Origin of the sequence: Vibrio sp. 10N.222.47.A9, assembly GCF_963872585.1 — a bacterium.
GTDB lineage: Bacteria > Pseudomonadota > Gammaproteobacteria > Enterobacterales > Vibrionaceae > Vibrio > Vibrio splendidus.
The window spans coordinates 67,617-84,444 of record NZ_CAWNBB010000047.1; the positions used below are offsets into that span (position 1 = coordinate 67,617).

The following is a 16,828-nucleotide window of genomic DNA, read 5'->3' on the forward strand; positions in this document are numbered from 1 at the left end:
AAAGCAGTGATGTGAGTAAAGATTGTTGGTTTTTGTTTGCTAGCAATTATTTGTTTTATTGCTTTGTTCTAATTGGACTAATTTTGAAACTCAAGACAATAAGATTTCCCTTAACAGGGCCTCAAGTGATAAATTGAAATCGTCAATTTAAACAACGAGATACCCCATGAAGTTAGATGCCATCCTGTGGGATTACGATGGAACCTTAGTGAATTCAGTTCCAAAGAATATCGCAATTACTAAAGATATTATCTCTGTGGTCGCGCCACACTTATCAGGTGAGAACTTACCTAAATATCTGCTGAGCGAAACGCTTTATCACGAAGCCAACCACGGTGCTAAAAACTGGCAAGCTTTATATGTCGATTATTACGGCCTATCGCATGACGAAATGTTGATCGCCGGTGGAATGTGGGCAGAGCATCAAGAGAAAAACCAAACTGCTGTCGCCTTGTTTGACGGGATGAACACTGTGGTAAGTCAGTTTGCTCATCTTCCTCATGGGATCTGTTCTCAAAACTCTCAATTGAATATTCGTGGTGTACTCGACAGTTATGGCATTGGCGATTTGTTTAAATCGGTAGTGGGCTATGACGATGTCTCGAACGGCCACCAAAAGCCACACCCGTTTGGTGGCGTGAAATGTGTTGAGAACATATTTGGCGCCGATCCGTCTAACGAGCTTTGTTTGATGTACATCGGTGACCATGAAGCGGACACACAGTTTGCTCGCAATATTGAAGCAGCATTGGGTAAGAACGCAAAAGTGATTGCCGTGGCCGCCGGTTATAGCCGATCTGAACCTGAAAATTGGCAAACCAAGCCCGATTACATTGCCAACCATGTCGATGATCTTTTAACGATCATCGGTAAGTACGCATAGAGGTATACTGCTTAAGTACGCTTAAAGCGATGTCTTCAGGTGCCTAAATAGCTATGTAAAAAATTCGTTATAACTGAACGATTTTAAGGAAGAATAATGACACCAAAAGAAGTGGTATTAGGATTTTGGGATGCAATGCGCAGTAATGATTTTGCAAAGACAAGTGAATGGCTAGCCGCAGATTTTGAAGGCTATTGGCCGCAGTCGTCTGAATTGACGGTAGGGCGCGATAACTTTACGGCAATCAACTCTGAATACCCAGCCAATGGTGTTTGGGAATTCACCCTCAATTCGATTGTCTGTGAAGGAGATACGGTAGTAACGGACGTTTCGGTTACTGACAGTGTATTGAAAGACCGAGTGATTACCTTTCACACAGTTTTTGATGGTTTAATTCAAAAACAAACTGAGTTTTGGCCAGACCCATTCGAAGCGCCGGCGTGGCGATCGCAGTGGGTTCAGGTTGTATCGAGTAATTAGTTTGTATCGATACGATCAGTTTGTAACGAAAAATCAGGTTTCATCGAAAAATCAGGTTATAACAAACAAGTGGCATTAGGAGGTTTCATTGAGCAAGGTAGTGATTGTAACAGGCGGAAGCCGAGGTATTGGCGCAGCGACGTCTAAATTGTTGGCCAGTAAAGGCTATGCCGTATGCGTTAACTTTATACACAATGAGTCGCGAGCTGAAGATCTAGTGAACGAGATTCGCGAACAAGGCGGAACCGCGATAAGCGTGCGGGCGGATGTGTCTGTTGAATCGGATGTGAAATCTTTGTTCGAGATTGCTCGTAACAAGCTAGGCCCAGTGACTCATTTGGTCAATAATGCCGGGATCTTGTTTACCCAGTCACCATTGGTTGATATTGAATTGGATCGCTTTGAAAAGGTGATGAAGTCCAACGTATCAAGCTGCTTTCTGTGCAGTAAAGCCTTTATCAAACAAGCTGATGGCGCGGGTTCGATTGTGAATGTATCGTCTGCCGCTTCTCGCACAGGTGCACCGTTTGAGTATGTGGATTACGCAGCATCCAAAGGTGCGATGGATTCACTGACCAAAGGCTTATCGCTTGAATTGGCTTCACGCAATATCCGAGTGAATGGTGTAAGGCCAGGTTGTATCTACACTGAAATGCACGCAGACGGCGGAGAGCCAGATCGCGTAGACAGACTAGCTTCGCAACTGCCGTTACAACGAGGTGGCACGCCAGAAGAAGTCGCTAACTCTATCGCGTGGTTACTGTCAGACGAAGCTTCTTATGTAACTGGATCATTCATTGATATTGCGGGCGGGCGATAGGGCTCGTTAGCTTTTACACTAAGATAGACCAGTAAAAACCATAAACACGCAACAAAAGTACCTAACTAAAAGAACGAAACTAAGAGTACAAACATGAAAAACTATTTTGAAAGTCCATTTGTCGGAAAGTCACTCAAAGAACAAGTGACCAACCCAAACATCATCGTGGGCGAGCACAGCTATTACTCGGGTTATTACCATAACCACAGTTTTGATGACTGTGCGCGTTACCTATTACCGGATAGAACCGACATCGATAAGCTGATCATCGGTAGCTATTGTTCGATTGGTTCTGGCGCAGTCTTCATGATGGCGGGCAACCAAGGCCACCAAAATCAATGGGTGAGTACCTTCCCGTTCTTCTATCAAGACGATGAGAAGTTTGAAGGCGCGATAGACGGCTTTGAACGCTCGGGTGATACCGTGATTGGTAACGATGTGTGGATTGGCACAGAAGCCATGATCATGAGTGGTGTTAAGGTCGGTGACGGAGCCATCATCGCAAGTCGAGCAGTTGTGACTAAAGACGTTGCGCCATACTCGATTGTGGGTTCAAACCCTGCGCGTCACATCCGCTATCGTTTCAATGAAACTGAAATTGCTAAGTTGTTAGAAATGAAATGGTGGGAGTGGAGCGAAGAACAAATCAAAGGCGCAATGTCGTTGATGTGCTCTTCAGATATCGATGGGCTTTATCAATATTGGAAAGCGCTTAAGTAATCGCTGTTACCTGAGCACTTTGTCTCATCGTTGTCGCTTTAGTTTACCGGGTAAGCACAGCGTAATGAATTAGATACCAGCACCGACTTGGAAGTAGAGGGCGGTATCTTCTTCACTGAACGCAATATCAATCCCTGAAATCAAACCATAGCGTCTTGCTATAAGGTATCGGAAACCGACGCCATAAGCAGCGTGAGAGCTTTGATCAAACATGTCTTTATCGCTGTCACCCGCATAGCCAATTCCCGTAAACACCGCGGTTGACCAACGTGGTGTCCACTGTTTGCTTACTTGAACTTCTGCCGCGACCGTGTGTTCACCTTGATAGCGATTGCGGGCGATACCTCTCAGTTCAATGTCTGGGTAATATTGAGGGGAAAGCACGCGTTCATTGGTCGACAATGATTTGTACTGTCCTCGCAACGCTAAATTCCACTCCTTGTTTAACTCCCAATAGTTCAGCCCTTCCAAATTAAACGTTTGATAGGTGTAATCACTGCCAATGGCATCACCAAACCAAAGGTATTCCGCGACATAGTTGTAGCCTTGCGTCGGATTCAAGAAGCTGTTCTTGCTGTCGTACTCGGCGATTAGACCCAAACCGGAAGAGGTCGGTGACGTGTTGCCAATGTTGTTTAAGATTTCTTGCGCTTTAGGATGATTATTAAGTGAGAGTGTTGGTGCGAAGAACTGTTGAGAAAAACCCAGTAACCATTGGGAGTCAGGTACTCTAAATTGGAGTTTCTGTATCCCGCCCATGCCTTTGAGTCCTAGCTCAACACCTTCGTTTGGATCGAGTGGAGACAAGGCGTTCGGAGAGCTTTGTCTATAAAAGGTCATGTTGATATCGCCATAACCTAATCCACCAAGGTAGCGTATAGAGTCCTCATTCCAACTGCGCTTGTGACCAACAAACGCCATCCAAGTGCCATTCTCTGTCGCAAAGCCGCCAATCGCAGTAATTGCAGGGGTGAGAAGCTGCGCGCCACCATCGATGGATTTTTCGGCGAGTTCTTTACGTGTGTTTTTTTGCTCTTCAGATTCGTGCATGAAGATACCAGTGAAGCCGCCACCGTATCCTACCGCAGGCTCTGTAATTAGAATTGGAACAGGAAGAAAACCGTAGGCATTTTCTGCGAGGTATTCTCCCATATCGAGTTGGCCATCAATTTCATCGATAAAGCTGACGGCGTGTGTCGCCGTAGAAAAAAGTATCAGGCTACTTAGTGCTAAAGGTTTAAAGTTCATAACATTCCGTATTATTCACTATCCATTAAATTGAGTGTAATCAATCAAATAGATAGCGCAATAGAACGAGGAGTATTAACCGATATATCTGTTCAAAAGGCGAATGGAACAGCGTTTACTATTGGATAGTTTCTACGTACGTCAGAATATCCAGAGCATCTTGCTTGGTAATTGTCCCTTTCCACGCTGGCATACCTTGTTCTACGTTACCTTCTAAAATGTCATCCGCCAAAGAACTTGGACTGGTAAAAAAGCCGCCTAGTTTATTAGCGATATTGGCGGGCTTGTGTGGCAATGAAGCGGCAGTGGGGCCATCACCGTGTCCTTTGTCGCCATGACACACCCGACAAAGCTGCGTGTATTTGGCTTTACCATTGGCAAAGTGCCTCGCATCGATTTCTGAGGCGGCACTCGCATTAAACGTCATCATTGAAGCGACTAAACCTAAAAAAGCTAACACGTGTAAATGGTTCATGGTTTTCATTGTTTTGTTCTCGATTATTATTTAACAATAAAAGAATAAGCAGGCGTGAGTAGAAGAAACGTGAATGGGTAAAGCGGGATTAAGCTAAGTTTAGAAGTAGGTTTAGAAGCAAGTTTAGAAATAGGATTAGAAGCAAGTTTAGTTTCGGACGAACATCAATGTGACTTGGGTAAATGATTGATTATATGCATATTGCATAGTATGGCGTGTCGCATTAGCGTGGTGGATGAATTGGAGGGGTATTATGATTAGTTGCAACGATTACGATTATATTGAGATTGTGTGTATGCACCGATACCCAATCAAATTAACGCTGAAGTCTGGCGAGCAGATTGAATGTGTCGGATTAGATACTCAACGCAATGATAGCCGTGAAGAGTGCATTAAGGTCAGTATTCAAGGTGTAGAACAACTTGTCGTACTCACTGATCTTTCCACACTAGAAGTCTGTGTCGACAATCCTCATTTTCAGCAGATTTCATTCAAAACGTCATAGGCTTTCAAATGAATAACACCATAGAACAATGCTATTGCACCGCGTGCAGAGAAGACACACAACATGTTGTTGTGTTGGTCAGAAAGACGAGTGCGTTTGCAGACAAACCTAACCAAAAGCGAAGCGAGTTTTGGGCAGGCATGATAAAAGGTTGGTTCCTTGGCCCGTTTATCGCGTCAATGGATGAGTTTTCTCGTCACCTTGTCTGTGAAAAGTGTGGCCATAAAGAGATACAAGATTAGTCGCGTTATTTTACAAAACATTGGATTCAATACAGTTAGATCGTCAATTGGCTTAGGAATAAAACGAATGAAAGTAGAAACGATTGAAGCCGTAAAGGCGTATGGTTTTTCAGTAAGAACCACTAATACCGATGAGATTGACCCAGCCAAAGCCAAGATAGGGCAATTGTGGCAGGGCTTTTTTGACCAAGCGTTTCCAAAATTAACGCCGGATTCAAAAGTGTATGGTGTCTACACCAATTACGAGTCTGACTTTACGGGTGAATTTGATGTCATCGCTTGTACTAGCGCACTCACCGATAACAATTTAGATGCGCTTGTCGAAACCGAAATACAAGCAGGCAAATACTTAACGTTTTCTGCTGAAGGTGAACTCCCTCAAGCTGTGATCGACCTATGGGGTGAAGTATGGGCGTATTTCAACGCAGCGGATTGCCCACATGTTCGAACTTACACGACAGACTTTGAATTTTACAAAGGCGAAACTGAAGTCGAGATTTCGATAGCGATTCAATAAGCTTTGGGTTGTCGTTAGTGATAGTCAAATTGAGTCATTAGCAAAAGAGCCGCTCTGTACGAGCGGCTCTTTTTATTGGGGTACACCGCTTTAATGAATTGGGGTACACCGCCTAAATAAATTGCGGTACACCGCTTTAACAAATTGTGGTGCACCGTCTTAACAAAGGTCAGCTACATCATTCTCATGAAGTAAGGAATAATCAGGGCGTTCGCTAAATCAATGAAGAACGCGCATACCAATGGCACGATGATGAAGGCTTGTGCTGAATGCCCATACTTCTGACTTACTGCCGACATGTTCGCCATGGCTGTCGGTGTTGAACCTAACGAAATCCCTCCGAACCCAGCACATACAACAGCCGCATCATAGGTCTTACCCATTGACGGGAACACGATGAAGATATTGATTATCACGGCCAGTAGCAGCTGCATTGCCAATATCGCGAAGATAGGACCCGCCAAGTCAATGAGCGTCCAAAGCTGCATGCTCATTAATGACATCGCCAAAAATGTACCCAGGGAGATTTCAGCAATTAGGTCGATAGCGGGCGAGCGTGTCGGCCATTTTGCGCCCGAGATTCTAGGGTAGGAGTCTGGCATTACGTTGGTGATCACGATACCCGCAAACAAGCACGATACGAACAATGGAAGCTGTAATCCTGTTTGACTGATCAATTCATTAAGCAACGCGCCGACAATGACACAAATATGGATCGCTAATACGGCGTCCAAAAATTGAAATGATGTGAGGGCTTGTTGTTGCTTTTTGGCATTTGAATCGATTGAGCCTGATTGCTCATCGGTAGGTTTGAGGTTATGACGCTTGATGAGAAACTTTGCAATAGGACCGCCCATAAGGCTGGCTAAAATCAGCCCGAACGTTGCACTGGCGATACCAATTTCCATTGCGCTTTCTAGGCCGAATTCTTCTGCAACCTTGGGTGCCCAAGCAATCGCGGTGCCATGTCCGCCAATCAGTGAAATACTTCCGCTGAGTAGACCAAAGACAGGCTCTAGGCCAAACATTGATGCGACAGAAATACCGACGATGTTCTGCATGATCATGAAGAAGATAGTGATTGCTAGCAAAATGACCAAGGGCTTTCCGCCTTTGAACAGGTCTTTCAAACTTGAGTTAATACCAATCGTGGTAAAGAAGTAGACCAATAATACATCGCGAGCAAACAGATCAAACTGCACTTCAATTGAGGTCGTCGCGTAAAGAGCCGCGAACAGGAGCGATGCCAAAATCCCGCCAGAGACAGGTTCAGGAATACTGAACTCTTTCAAAAAACCGATGACCTGATTGAGCCTCCGACCGATAAATAGAACCACGATCCCCATGGTCACTGCAAAGAATGACCCGAGATGTAAGATGTTGTTTTCAAATTCCATAGTGATCCTTGTAAAGGTGAAATTATGACGTGATTTTTGATTGGCAGATTGCGCTTTAATAAGCAACTAGATTAGCATCATTTATTATATTCAAATGATAAGAAGTTTTGAAATTCCGGATCGGCAACAAGTTGTTTGTTACCTTCTTCAATCAATAGGTCGACGTTTTCTTTGTCTATCATAAAGTCCGTCGGAATTTGATTGAGTAAGTATCGCTTGGCACTGTTGTCTGATTTATTCAAGCTGATCTCAATGAAGTGGGGAGAAACCTTACGACCTTGATGAGAGGCCAGCTCCGACCAAGACTGCAACTCGTCAACGATCAAATCTTTTGTTGTGTCGTTATAGCGATGCAGCTGGATATCGGTGATGACGTCCACCGTTTGTTTCATGGAAGGCGCTTCAATTGACTCTCCAATGCCAGATTCTGGGTTCGTCGATGCATCAACCGAAATGATCACAATAGGACGCGCGTGCTGGGTGTCGTACAAGTTTTTCAGCTCTTCGTTGTCGTTGTAACGCAAGTATTCAGACATCTCATACACCGACAGTAAACCGAGGTTGTCAGTAATCCCGCCATCCACAAGGTGGAGATAACTCACATCATCCTTATTGCTATATGACTCTAACGATTTGATCAGATTTCGGTTGCGGTAACTGGTGGCGTCGAATGACGGTTTTGTGTGTTCTGTTTTGTCGCAGTCATTTCTGTTCTCAAGCACGACAGGAGTAAATACAAAAGGGACAGCAGAAGAGGCGGCCACCGAGCTAGACACGGAATAGTTGTTTAAATCTGAGCAAATCAGGTCAAAGTACTCTTGTGTGAATGAAAAACGCGAACCCGTTGAAATGTCAGTTGCGTTAATCACAATGTAGGGCGCATTTTCTCGGTGCATGTCGGCAAACGTGCTTTCACCAAAGATGTTGGCTTTGTAATAGTCGGTGGCTTTGTCTGTTCTAGTGGCGTACGAGAACCAATAACTGGGAGATAAAAGGATGGAAAACAGGTCTTTTGAGACTTCATGATAAAGGAATGCTTCTTCGTAATCTTCGAATATCTGGTCGCCATAGATACCATAATAGGCGGCGGTAAAGCTGCCACCGGATACCGAGCTGATCATATCGACTTCATCTAACAGGTTAACCGTTTCACCATCGATTTGGATGTTGGTGTCGCGCAATGCTTGCAACACGCCATATGAGAGCGCTGCCGCACGTGTGCCGCCACCAGAAAAAGAGAGGATTAACGTGACTTTGCTATTGGGTTTATTGAAACTCTTCGCCGTGTAGGCTTGATTCTGCTGCGCGGCAGATTGGCCTGTGTTGGTTGCTTTGTTTTTCGCGCTACAGCCTGAAAGGGCAAGCGAGAAGGCCACTAACAGTGAAACTTTCGCGAACCCTTTAAAATCGGGACTAGGTGTGTTGAACGTGTTCACTTTGTTTTTTGGCATAGCGCATTTCAAACTAACGTTGAGGTTGAGTGAAAGGCTATTTTCGTTGATATCTAATATGCCATCAATGGCGTCACCTGTAATTCAGTGTCACGATTTTCATAACAATCTAGAGGTGATTAAGCTTATTTAGAACTGTTTACAGTCATCTTCGGTAATCTAGAGTTATCTCCAGCAATTCATAGATACTTACTGGTATCCAAAAACACAATCTTGCTTGGTTTCATTCCACAAAGGGTATTGCTTCATGACTTGAGTGTAGAGCTTACTTTCCAAGTGCGCTCTTAACCAACGTCCTACGTTTTGGTATTCAGATTGCACAAACCACTTCTTTTCGACCCGCACAAACTGGCTGACAAAAGGCATCACGGCAAAGTCGGCTAAGCTTGGGGTTTCTCCGAAAAAGTAGGGCTGATCGGTGAGTAGCGCTTCTAACTGACTAATGAACGCTTCGCAGGCTTGTCGACGTTGTTCAACATCGATGTTTCGGTAACGAACAGACGCTCTGTACTTTTCTAAGAGGCCAATAAAATCTTCATCGTTGGTTTTTATGAGCTGGTGGACTTGTTGGCTCAGTGTTGGATTACTTGAACGCAGAAGATCTTGAGGATCGTTTTGCTGAAGTGCCCAGTTCATCACATCCAAGCTCTGCTCAATGATTTGTCCATTTGGCAACACCAATACCGGAACGGTACCTTTTGGCGAACTGGCCAATAGTTCACTAGGCTTGTCTTTGGTAACGATTTCTCGAAGTAACACTTTTTGCTGTGATAGTGCGATGCCTATTCGTCCGCGCATGGCGTAAGGGCAGCGACGTAAAGAATAAAGGATAGGTAAATCGAATTCGTTTGGCATTATTGAGGTCATTTAGTTTGAAAAGTGTTGTTAGGTGGTAAAGAGATCGTGATGTAGGTAGAATACGCGGCTTAAAAATTATAAGTAAGTGAGCGACTTCAAAAATGAGCAGAAAGATTGAGTTATTAGCCCCAGGTGGCGATGTAGAGGCGATTAAAGCAGCTATCGTAGCAGGTGCTAATGCGGTTTATTGCGGTTTAGACACCTTCAACGCTCGTAACAGAGCCTCTAACCTATCGTTAGATGAGTTGAATGGTGTGATTCGCCTTGCTCATGAATACGGTTGTGAAGTGTTTCTGACTCTTAACGTTGTGCTGCTGGAGCATGAAATTAAGAGCATCACTAAACTGTTGAACCAGCTTGTGAACACTAAGCTTGATGGCATCATCGTCCAAGATCTTGGTTTGTTCGATTTGGTGAAAAAGCATTTTCCATCGTTAGATGTTCACGCATCGACTCAGTTAACGACACACAACGAAGGCCAGATTAAGTTCTTGTCTAAAATTGGCGCAACACGCGTTAACTTGTCTCGTGAATTGAATCTGCCAGAAATCAAAATGCTGACGGAAGTGGCACACGATCACGATGTTCTAACCGAAGTGTTTGTACATGGCGCTTTGTGTATCGCATTCTCTGGCCAATGTTACTCAAGCTCAGTAAGTGTGGGTAACTCAGGTAACCGTGGTCGTTGTAGCCAAGCATGTCGTGATGAATACGAAATCACTGATGCAGGAAACAAGTTTCCACTGAACCTGAAAGATAATTCAGCGTACTACGACCTACCTGAATTGGTTGACGCGAAAGTCGACTCATTGAAAGTTGAAGGCCGTATCAAAGGCGCACACTACGTATACACAGTGGTTGATACGTGGCGCAAACAAATTGATAGCTTTGTAGAAAGTGGTTTGTTGATCGAAGACGATTCAAACCTGCACAAAGTATTCAACCGTGATTTCACTAACTCTTTCCTTAAGGGCAACCTAACGAAAGACATGTTCATTGATAATCCTCGTGACAACAGCATGAACTACGCCGTTGATAAAGCGACGAAAGAGAACAATGAAATCTCAGTGGTACAAATCCAAGAAGTGACCAGCGATCTTTATGAAGCGAAAAATGCCCTAGGCAGCGAAATGCGCGACAAGATCGAGTTCCTTGATATTCGTAAAACACCCGTGTCATTGTCGTTTAGCGCTAAGGTGGGTCAACCATTTACGGTGACAGTGAACACACCAAAAGAAAACTTTACAGTTCAATCTCAATCATTATTGGCAACAGCTAAAGAGACTGCGATTACTCAGGCGTTACTTGAGAAGCGTTTCAAATCAGTGAAGAGTGCTGTTCATACGCTTGAAAACTGTAACTACGACAACTTAGATGAAGGTCTGATTCTTCCTTTGAAAGAAGTGTCGGTCTTAAAAGACGAAATCGATTTCATCTTAAACGGTTCTGTGAAAGTGATTAAGCACGTTGAAGTGCCAGCACTGCCTCAGCAACCGAAGGTTAACGAGAAGCCAACCATGTCGATGCTTATCGCTGATGTGGAAGACTTGCACCTGTGTGACGTAACTGACGCGGATGTTTACTTCAAACTGCCTGAAAGCTTCAAGAAGCGTTGTAACAAGTACATCGACATCTTGGCAGCCAACCCCCGTTTGATTCCTTGGTTCCCAGCAGTATTGATCGGTAAAGATTACGACGAAGCGGTTCGTATTCTTGAAGAGATCAAGCCAGCTCGCATCGTAACCAACAACACGGGTATTGCTTACAAAGCTTACGAGATGGGAATTGAGTGGGTTGCTGGCCCATTCATGAACACCACAAACTCTCACGCACTGGTTACGCTGAAAGAAGAGCTGAATTGTGCTGGTGCTTTCATTTCGAACGAGATCAACAAAGGTCAGATTCGTCATATTCGCCGCCCAGAGAACTTCAAACTGTTCTACAGCATCTACCACCCAATCTTGATGATGACCAGCCGCCAGTGTTTCTTCCAAAGAACCGTGGGTTGTAACAAGCCAAGCATTGAAGCCGGTTGTATGTTGAAGTGTGAGAAAGCGACCACTATTACCAACGTGAAAGGCATCTCTTTCGCGGTTGATAAACAGAAGGGTGGCTACCCAAGCATTTACAACCACGAGCAGTTCTTAAACCATGACGCTGTAACGGATTTCTCAGGTCTATTCGACGAGTTCTTCATTGACCTGACCAACATCGGCGCGGGTTCGAAAGAAGTACAAGACAAAGTAGAGTTGATTAAACATTTCCAAGGTTTGATTAACGGTGTTGATGGTTCACAACAGAACCTAGAACAGATGGTTGAAGTTCGAACTAATGCTCAGTACGTTCAAGGTCTATAGGCTGTAAGGTTTATAGCTTCTAAGGCAAAGAGCGTTCAGCATTCAAGATCTATAAGTATTAACCGCTTATAACCGTTTATAGCCGCTTATAACCGCTTATAAACACTTTGAACCAATAAACAAAAGGCCACTCAATCGAGTGGCCTTTTGTATCTGAGCATTTGAATCAGCAAATACGTTATTCCGTCACGGCTTCTTGTTTGAAGCATGGGCTTTTCAACGTGTTCATCTTTTCAATTTCGTTGGTTAAGCGCAGCGAGAGCAGAGCTTTTTGATTTGAAGCAAAATCAAACATCACGATAGTCGCGGTGCCTATGGTCGTCAGTTTCTGCTGAGTTTTACTGACAATCGCGTATTCCATGGTGAATCGGTCATCTTGAATATCAGTGACACGAGAGCCAATCATTAAGGTATCTGGATACGTGACTGGGCGGAAATACTTACAGTAAGTGTCACCAAGAACAGGGCCAACTTTGGTAATCGCCATCTCTTCCATCAGCTCAACGTGCTTAAAGAAATCTAAGCGAGCGGTTTCGAAATAGCGAAAATATACGGCGTTGTTAACGTGATTGAGTGCGTCCATTTCTCCCCAAGCGACAGGGATTTCTGTTACTACCGGGTAGTCAGATAATAGTGCTTCCATGCGAACTCTCTTATTGTTATCTGTGTAGTTAATGTTATCTGGGTAATTAATGTTATCGACTTATCCTTCATCGGGATAAGTTGTTATTGGAATAAAAACCCTACCGCTAAATTAACAAAACTGCAACACGTGTGATTTAAGTTTTTGAAGCTTGAAACCACACAATGTCAGTGACTTAACTTTCCGTTACTTATTGATTAGTGTCTCACTAAACAAACGACTTACGCACATTCACTCAATGATTACGCATTAAGGTGTTTGAATTGCAGTTCAACTAAGCGTTGGTACAATTCGCAGCTATTGATGAGAGACTGGTGGTCGCCGATGTCTACTAGCTGTCCTTTATCGAGCACTGCAATCTGGTCGGCGTGTTTAATTGTTGATAATCGATGGGCGATGATGATTGTCGTTCTACCACGCATTAACTCTTCTAACGCTTGTTGTACGTGATGCTCACTTTCGCTGTCTAGCGCACTGGTTGCTTCGTCCAACAATAGAATGTTTGGATCTTTTAGGATGGCACGAGCAATCGCAATACGTTGTCTCTGGCCACCAGAAAGCCTAACACCGCGTTCACCAAGAAAGCTGTGATAGCCCTCAGGTAGGTTTTGGATGAACTCATGTGCGTGTGCTTTTTTAGCTGCTTCGATCACTTGTTCGTCCGTTGCTTTCGGGTTTCCGTAGCGAATGTTGTGGAACACATCGTTACTGAACAGAGCTGGTTGCTGTGGAACCAATGCCATCTGCTTTCTTAGCTCGTTAGGATCAAACTGATTCAGCTCAACACCGCCTAACGTGACTTTACCCACTTGCGGGTCGTAGAAACGTTGCAGCAGTTCGAACAGGGTAGTTTTACCCGCGCCAGATGGGCCAACCAGTGCCAACACTTTGCCTTCATGGGCAGTCAGTGTGAGGTTACTTGTTGCGGGCTGGTCGGGTCTTGAAGGGTAACAGAAGGTCACATCGTCAAAAGCGACTTCTGGTGTCACCTTATCTAGTGATGTTGGGTTCGCTACTGGCGCAACAATATGGCTTTCAACTTGTAGGATTTCGATTAATCGCTCGGTCGCACCTGCCGCACGTTGCAGTTCACCCATCACTTCAGAAATGGTACCTAATGACGAAGCGACCATAATGGCATAGAAGACAAATGCCGCTAAGTCACCCGCTGACATGGTGCCGTTGATGACATCACTACCACCAACCCACAGCATGCCTGATATTGCGCTGAACACGATAACAATCACACCAGAGATAAGTATCGCGCGCTGTTTTACACGCTGGCGACCAATCTCATAAGCCTTTTCCACTTCAACCGCGAATGACGCTTTCTCTTGCGCTTCTCGGCTATAGCTTTGGACGGTTTTAATGTGTTCAATCGCTTCACCTGCATAAGAGCCGACATCAGACATCGAATCTTGGCTTTGGCGAGATAAAGCTCTTACACGGCGCCCATAGACAAGGATCGGAATCAAGATAAATGGCACCGAGGCCAATACAATCAACGTCAGCTTAATATTGGTCGCAAACAGCATGATGATTGCACCAATACACATCAACGCGCTGCGCATCGCCATAGAGAACGATGAACCAATGATGCTTTGAAGCAGAGTGGTATCCGTGGTGATTCGCGACATGATGTCGCCACTGCCATTGGTTTCAAAGTAACTCGGGTGCAGCGTCACGACATGATTGAAAACCGACAAGCGAATGTCCGCACTCACACGTTCCCCAACAGAAGAAACCAAATAGAAGCGGAAGAAAGTACCAATCGAGATTAATACGACCACGACCATGATGAATTGAATCGCACTGCCTAAATCTGAGAGTGATTGTTGGCTAAAACCTTGGTCGATAAGAAGGCGAATACCGTGTCCGACTGAAAGGGTTAAGCTCGCCGTGAAGATCAACGCGATCAACGCAGCAATAACACGACCTTTATAAGGCTGAATGAATTTACTCAGCTCAAACAAAATACTGAGGCTTTTTTTCTCAGGTTTGGGTTCTGGCGCTTTTTGAGTCGAGCGCTGAGTTGAGTCGAGCGCAGAAGAGACATCGTTTTGCATATGACTGCCTTAATGTGTTGTCGCTTTAAAAATAGATGGCTTGTTACTTATTGCTTATGGCTAATTGCTTATGGCTAATTGCTTATGGTTTATGACTTATTGCCTGTACTGCGTGTTGTTCGCTGGGAAGTACTTGTTGTTGAGAATAGAACCCATTAAAGCATTTATTGCGCTGTGACGCTCCCTAGGAAACTCAATTTCCAATATTTCATCATCACCAAGTGCATAGTTCGAAACGACATTAAAGGAAAACTAAGCATTCTGATCCAGTCAGTTCGATAGGAAAGTAGGGGGTTTAACCCTAATTTTTATGCAAGTAAATTAGCGTTAATAGGGGAGTGCGTTCATAAACTAGTAATCGAGTTATGATTTATAAATTGATAGAAAAACGTTTGCTTTTTATCTCGATACTAACCTTATCAATAGCTTGCAATTTTTGGTTGTAAGACCAGTTATAGCGACTGTTTTTTGTGCAATATTTGTTACAAAAATTCAACAAAGTAGTTTTTTATACATTTTTCTTGCATAAAACCTCGGATTGAATAGAATAACCAACAAATGACAATTAATGCAGTATTGTGGCATGAGTATTCAAGTAAAGAGCATCAACAAATCATACGGTGATACCCAAGTTCTTCACGACATCAGTTTCGACTGTGAGAGTGGCGAAACCTTGGTATTGCTTGGCCCAAGCGGCGCAGGCAAGAGTTCACTACTGCGAGTTTTGAACCTGCTAGAAATCGCGGACAACGGCGAATTAGACATTGCTAACGAGCAATTCGACTTTGCTGGTCAGATCCAAGAGAAGCAAGGGCTTAAACTGCGTCGTAAAGTCGGCATGGTGTTCCAGCAATACAACTTGTGGCCACACATGACGGTGATGGAAAACTTGATTGAAGCACCAACCAAAGTTGCGGGTTTGGATAAGCAAGAAGCGATTAAGCAAGCTCAAGAAGTACTAAAGACACTTCAACTTGCCGACAAAGCAGACGCTTGGCCACTTCAACTGTCTGGCGGTCAACAACAGCGTGTTGCGATTGCACGTGCGCTGATGATGAAACCGGATGTGTTGTTGTTTGATGAACCAACAGCGGCGCTTGATCCTGAGATCACCAACCAAGTCGTGAGCATTATTAAAGAATTGAGCGGAACGGGCATTACCCAAGTAGTCGTGACGCACGAAGTCGACTTCGCGAAGAAGATTGCTAGCCACGTTCTGTACCTAGAGAAAGGGTACATCGTTGAACACGGCACCAGTGATTCATTCGTTAATCCGCAGACACCTGAGTTTGCCGAGTATTTGACTCATTAAATCTGAGTTAACGCATAAGATTCACGTAACTCTCTAGATTTAGCTAAACACAACATCGATCAAAACAATCAAATTATAAGAATGGCCACAGGCCGCTATCAAACAGTATTCGGAGTAACAAAATGAAAAAGATTCTACTAGCTTCACTTATCGGCCTTGCTTCTTTCAACGCAGCGGCGCAAGAAGAAATCAAATTCGCAATGGAAGCAACGTACGCACCATTCGAATACATGGATGAGAACAACCAAATTCAAGGTTTTGACGTAGACTTAGCAAACGCACTTTGTGAAGAGCTGAAAGCAACGTGTACTTTCCACAACCAAGCATTCGATAGCTTGATCCCTGCACTTAAATTCAAACGTTACGATGCGGCTATCTCAGCAATGGACATCACAGAAGCGCGTCTTAAACAAGTGAACTTCTCTAACGCATACTACGACAACTCTGCAGCATTCATCTCTTTCGAAGGCAAAGTAGCAGACCAAGCAGCACTAGAAGGTAAGCGTGTTGGTGTTCAAAACGGTTCTACTCACCAGAGCTTCCTGCTTGAGCAAATGACTGGCGTAACAGCGGTACCTTACTCAAGCTACCAAGATGCATTCATCGACATGAAAAACGGTCGTATCGATTCTGTATTTGGTGACACAGCCGTTGTAGCAGAATGGTTCAAGAAAGAAGACAACCTAACGTATGTTGGCGACCAAGTAACAAACCAAGAGTACTTCGGTAACGGCTTTGGTATCGCAGTAAACAAGAGCAACCAAGAACTTGTAGACCAGCTTAACGTTGCACTTGCAGCAGTGAAAGCGAACGGCGAATACGACAAGATCTTCAACAAGTACTTCGGTAAGTAA

General features: G+C 44.2%; 17 protein-coding genes. 10 read left to right on the forward strand and 7 right to left on the reverse strand.

Annotation, left to right across the window (positions count from 1 at the left end):
• The first annotated feature begins 166 nt into the window (after positions 1-166).
• From AACT19_RS14990 to catB, 4 genes are all read left to right on the forward strand, one after another.
• The gene (locus AACT19_RS14990; RefSeq protein WP_076647039.1) at positions 167-883 is read left to right on the forward strand and encodes an HAD family hydrolase; all 717 of its coding nucleotides are present in this window, start codon (positions 167-169) and stop codon (positions 881-883) included.
• 96 nt (positions 884-979) lie between these two features.
• Positions 980-1,363 (forward strand): nuclear transport factor 2 family protein, encoded by a 384-nt coding sequence (locus tag AACT19_RS14995; protein WP_076647041.1) that lies wholly within the window; start codon positions 980-982, stop codon positions 1,361-1,363.
• Between the two features lie 88 nt (positions 1,364-1,451).
• Positions 1,452-2,183 carry a glucose 1-dehydrogenase gene (locus tag AACT19_RS15000; RefSeq protein ID WP_004733853.1) on the forward strand — a complete coding sequence of 244 codons (732 nt, stop codon included), beginning with the start codon at positions 1,452-1,454 and terminating at the stop codon, positions 2,181-2,183.
• Between the two features lie 93 nt (positions 2,184-2,276).
• A complete protein-coding gene (catB, locus tag AACT19_RS15005; RefSeq protein WP_076647043.1) occupies positions 2,277-2,903 on the forward strand; it encodes a type B chloramphenicol O-acetyltransferase in 627 nt (208 codons plus the stop codon).
• A gap of 69 nt (positions 2,904-2,972) precedes the next feature.
• Here catB and AACT19_RS15010 read toward each other — a convergent pair whose 3' ends face one another.
• Both AACT19_RS15010 and AACT19_RS15015 read right to left on the reverse strand, forming a co-directional pair.
• Positions 2,973-4,151, reverse strand: coding sequence for a BamA/TamA family outer membrane protein (locus AACT19_RS15010; RefSeq protein WP_076647045.1), 1,179 nt, complete (start codon positions 4,149-4,151; stop codon positions 2,973-2,975).
• 118 nt (positions 4,152-4,269) lie between these two features.
• The gene (locus AACT19_RS15015) at positions 4,270-4,635 is read right to left on the reverse strand and encodes a c-type cytochrome (protein ID WP_065678015.1); all 366 of its coding nucleotides are present in this window, start codon (positions 4,633-4,635) and stop codon (positions 4,270-4,272) included.
• A gap of 244 nt (positions 4,636-4,879) precedes the next feature.
• Between AACT19_RS15015 and AACT19_RS15020 the strand changes: the two genes are divergently transcribed.
• The 3 genes from AACT19_RS15020 (at position 4,880) to AACT19_RS15030 (ending at position 5,890) form a co-directional block, all read left to right on the forward strand.
• The gene (locus AACT19_RS15020; RefSeq protein ID WP_004733849.1) at positions 4,880-5,131 is read left to right on the forward strand and encodes a Rho-binding antiterminator; all 252 of its coding nucleotides are present in this window, start codon (positions 4,880-4,882) and stop codon (positions 5,129-5,131) included.
• Positions 5,132-5,139: 8 nt separating this feature from the next.
• Positions 5,140-5,373 (forward strand): hypothetical protein, encoded by a 234-nt coding sequence (locus AACT19_RS15025; RefSeq protein ID WP_004733848.1) that lies wholly within the window; start codon positions 5,140-5,142, stop codon positions 5,371-5,373.
• Positions 5,374-5,440: 67 nt separating this feature from the next.
• Positions 5,441-5,890: a GyrI-like domain-containing protein gene (locus AACT19_RS15030; RefSeq protein ID WP_029224136.1), complete on the forward strand. Its 450-nt coding sequence runs from the start codon at positions 5,441-5,443 to the stop codon at positions 5,888-5,890.
• Between the two features lie 173 nt (positions 5,891-6,063).
• On the opposite strand, the gene gltS is transcribed toward AACT19_RS15030, so the two are convergent.
• From gltS to AACT19_RS15045, 3 genes are all read right to left on the reverse strand, one after another.
• Positions 6,064-7,287 (reverse strand): sodium/glutamate symporter, encoded by a 1,224-nt coding sequence (gene gltS, locus AACT19_RS15035; RefSeq protein ID WP_017078222.1) that lies wholly within the window; start codon positions 7,285-7,287, stop codon positions 6,064-6,066.
• Between the two features lie 77 nt (positions 7,288-7,364).
• Positions 7,365-8,738 carry a patatin-like phospholipase family protein gene (locus tag AACT19_RS15040; protein WP_076647047.1) on the reverse strand — a complete coding sequence of 458 codons (1,374 nt, stop codon included), beginning with the start codon at positions 8,736-8,738 and terminating at the stop codon, positions 7,365-7,367.
• Positions 8,739-8,927: 189 nt separating this feature from the next.
• Positions 8,928-9,524 carry a glutathione S-transferase gene (locus AACT19_RS15045; RefSeq protein ID WP_029404955.1) on the reverse strand — a complete coding sequence of 199 codons (597 nt, stop codon included), beginning with the start codon at positions 9,522-9,524 and terminating at the stop codon, positions 8,928-8,930.
• A 173-nt stretch (positions 9,525-9,697) separates the two neighbouring features.
• On the opposite strand from AACT19_RS15045, the gene AACT19_RS15050 reads away from it, so the two are divergent.
• The gene (locus tag AACT19_RS15050; RefSeq protein WP_017083618.1) at positions 9,698-11,953 is read left to right on the forward strand and encodes a peptidase U32 family protein; all 2,256 of its coding nucleotides are present in this window, start codon (positions 9,698-9,700) and stop codon (positions 11,951-11,953) included.
• Positions 11,954-12,131: 178 nt separating this feature from the next.
• Here the strand turns inward: AACT19_RS15050 and AACT19_RS15055 are convergent, their stop codons facing one another.
• On the reverse strand, positions 12,132-12,596 hold the full coding sequence (locus AACT19_RS15055) for an acyl-CoA thioesterase (protein ID WP_016786146.1): 465 nt from the start codon (positions 12,594-12,596) through the stop codon (positions 12,132-12,134).
• 242 nt (positions 12,597-12,838) lie between these two features.
• Positions 12,839-14,662, reverse strand: a complete 1,824-nt coding sequence (locus tag AACT19_RS15060) for an ABC transporter ATP-binding protein/permease (protein WP_076647049.1) — start codon at positions 14,660-14,662, stop codon at positions 12,839-12,841.
• 583 nt (positions 14,663-15,245) lie between these two features.
• Between AACT19_RS15060 and artP the strand changes: the two genes are divergently transcribed.
• Both artP and AACT19_RS15070 read left to right on the forward strand, forming a co-directional pair.
• A complete protein-coding gene (artP, locus tag AACT19_RS15065; RefSeq protein WP_004733840.1) occupies positions 15,246-15,974 on the forward strand; it encodes an arginine ABC transporter ATP-binding protein ArtP in 729 nt (242 codons plus the stop codon).
• Between the two features lie 122 nt (positions 15,975-16,096).
• Positions 16,097-16,828 (forward strand): lysine/arginine/ornithine ABC transporter substrate-binding protein, encoded by a 732-nt coding sequence (locus AACT19_RS15070; protein WP_004733839.1) that lies wholly within the window; start codon positions 16,097-16,099, stop codon positions 16,826-16,828.

What these genes read in the sequence shown, in the direction of transcription:
- AACT19_RS15060 (WP_076647049.1), bottom strand. Translation starts at nt 14,662, where the DNA reads ATGCAAAACGATGTCTCTTCTGCGCTCGACTCAACTCAGCGCTCGACT.
- AACT19_RS15025 (WP_004733848.1), top strand. Translation starts at nt 5,140, where the DNA reads ATGAATAACACCATAGAACAATGCTATTGCACCGCGTGCAGAGAAGAC.
- AACT19_RS15040 (WP_076647047.1), bottom strand. Translation starts at nt 8,738, where the DNA reads ATGCCAAAAAACAAAGTGAACACGTTCAACACACCTAGTCCCGATTTT.
- AACT19_RS14990 (WP_076647039.1), top strand. Translation starts at nt 167, where the DNA reads ATGAAGTTAGATGCCATCCTGTGGGATTACGATGGAACCTTAGTGAAT.
- AACT19_RS14995 (WP_076647041.1), top strand. Translation starts at nt 980, where the DNA reads ATGACACCAAAAGAAGTGGTATTAGGATTTTGGGATGCAATGCGCAGT.
- AACT19_RS15055 (WP_016786146.1), bottom strand. Translation starts at nt 12,596, where the DNA reads ATGGAAGCACTATTATCTGACTACCCGGTAGTAACAGAAATCCCTGTC.
- AACT19_RS15050 (WP_017083618.1), top strand. Translation starts at nt 9,698, where the DNA reads ATGAGCAGAAAGATTGAGTTATTAGCCCCAGGTGGCGATGTAGAGGCG.
- AACT19_RS15070 (WP_004733839.1), top strand. Translation starts at nt 16,097, where the DNA reads ATGAAAAAGATTCTACTAGCTTCACTTATCGGCCTTGCTTCTTTCAAC.
- AACT19_RS15030 (WP_029224136.1), top strand. Translation starts at nt 5,441, where the DNA reads ATGAAAGTAGAAACGATTGAAGCCGTAAAGGCGTATGGTTTTTCAGTA.
- gltS (WP_017078222.1), bottom strand. Translation starts at nt 7,287, where the DNA reads ATGGAATTTGAAAACAACATCTTACATCTCGGGTCATTCTTTGCAGTG.
- AACT19_RS15010 (WP_076647045.1), bottom strand. Translation starts at nt 4,151, where the DNA reads ATGAACTTTAAACCTTTAGCACTAAGTAGCCTGATACTTTTTTCTACG.
- catB (WP_076647043.1), top strand. Translation starts at nt 2,277, where the DNA reads ATGAAAAACTATTTTGAAAGTCCATTTGTCGGAAAGTCACTCAAAGAA.
- AACT19_RS15015 (WP_065678015.1), bottom strand. Translation starts at nt 4,635, where the DNA reads ATGAAAACCATGAACCATTTACACGTGTTAGCTTTTTTAGGTTTAGTC.
- artP (WP_004733840.1), top strand. Translation starts at nt 15,246, where the DNA reads ATGAGTATTCAAGTAAAGAGCATCAACAAATCATACGGTGATACCCAA.
- AACT19_RS15020 (WP_004733849.1), top strand. Translation starts at nt 4,880, where the DNA reads ATGATTAGTTGCAACGATTACGATTATATTGAGATTGTGTGTATGCAC.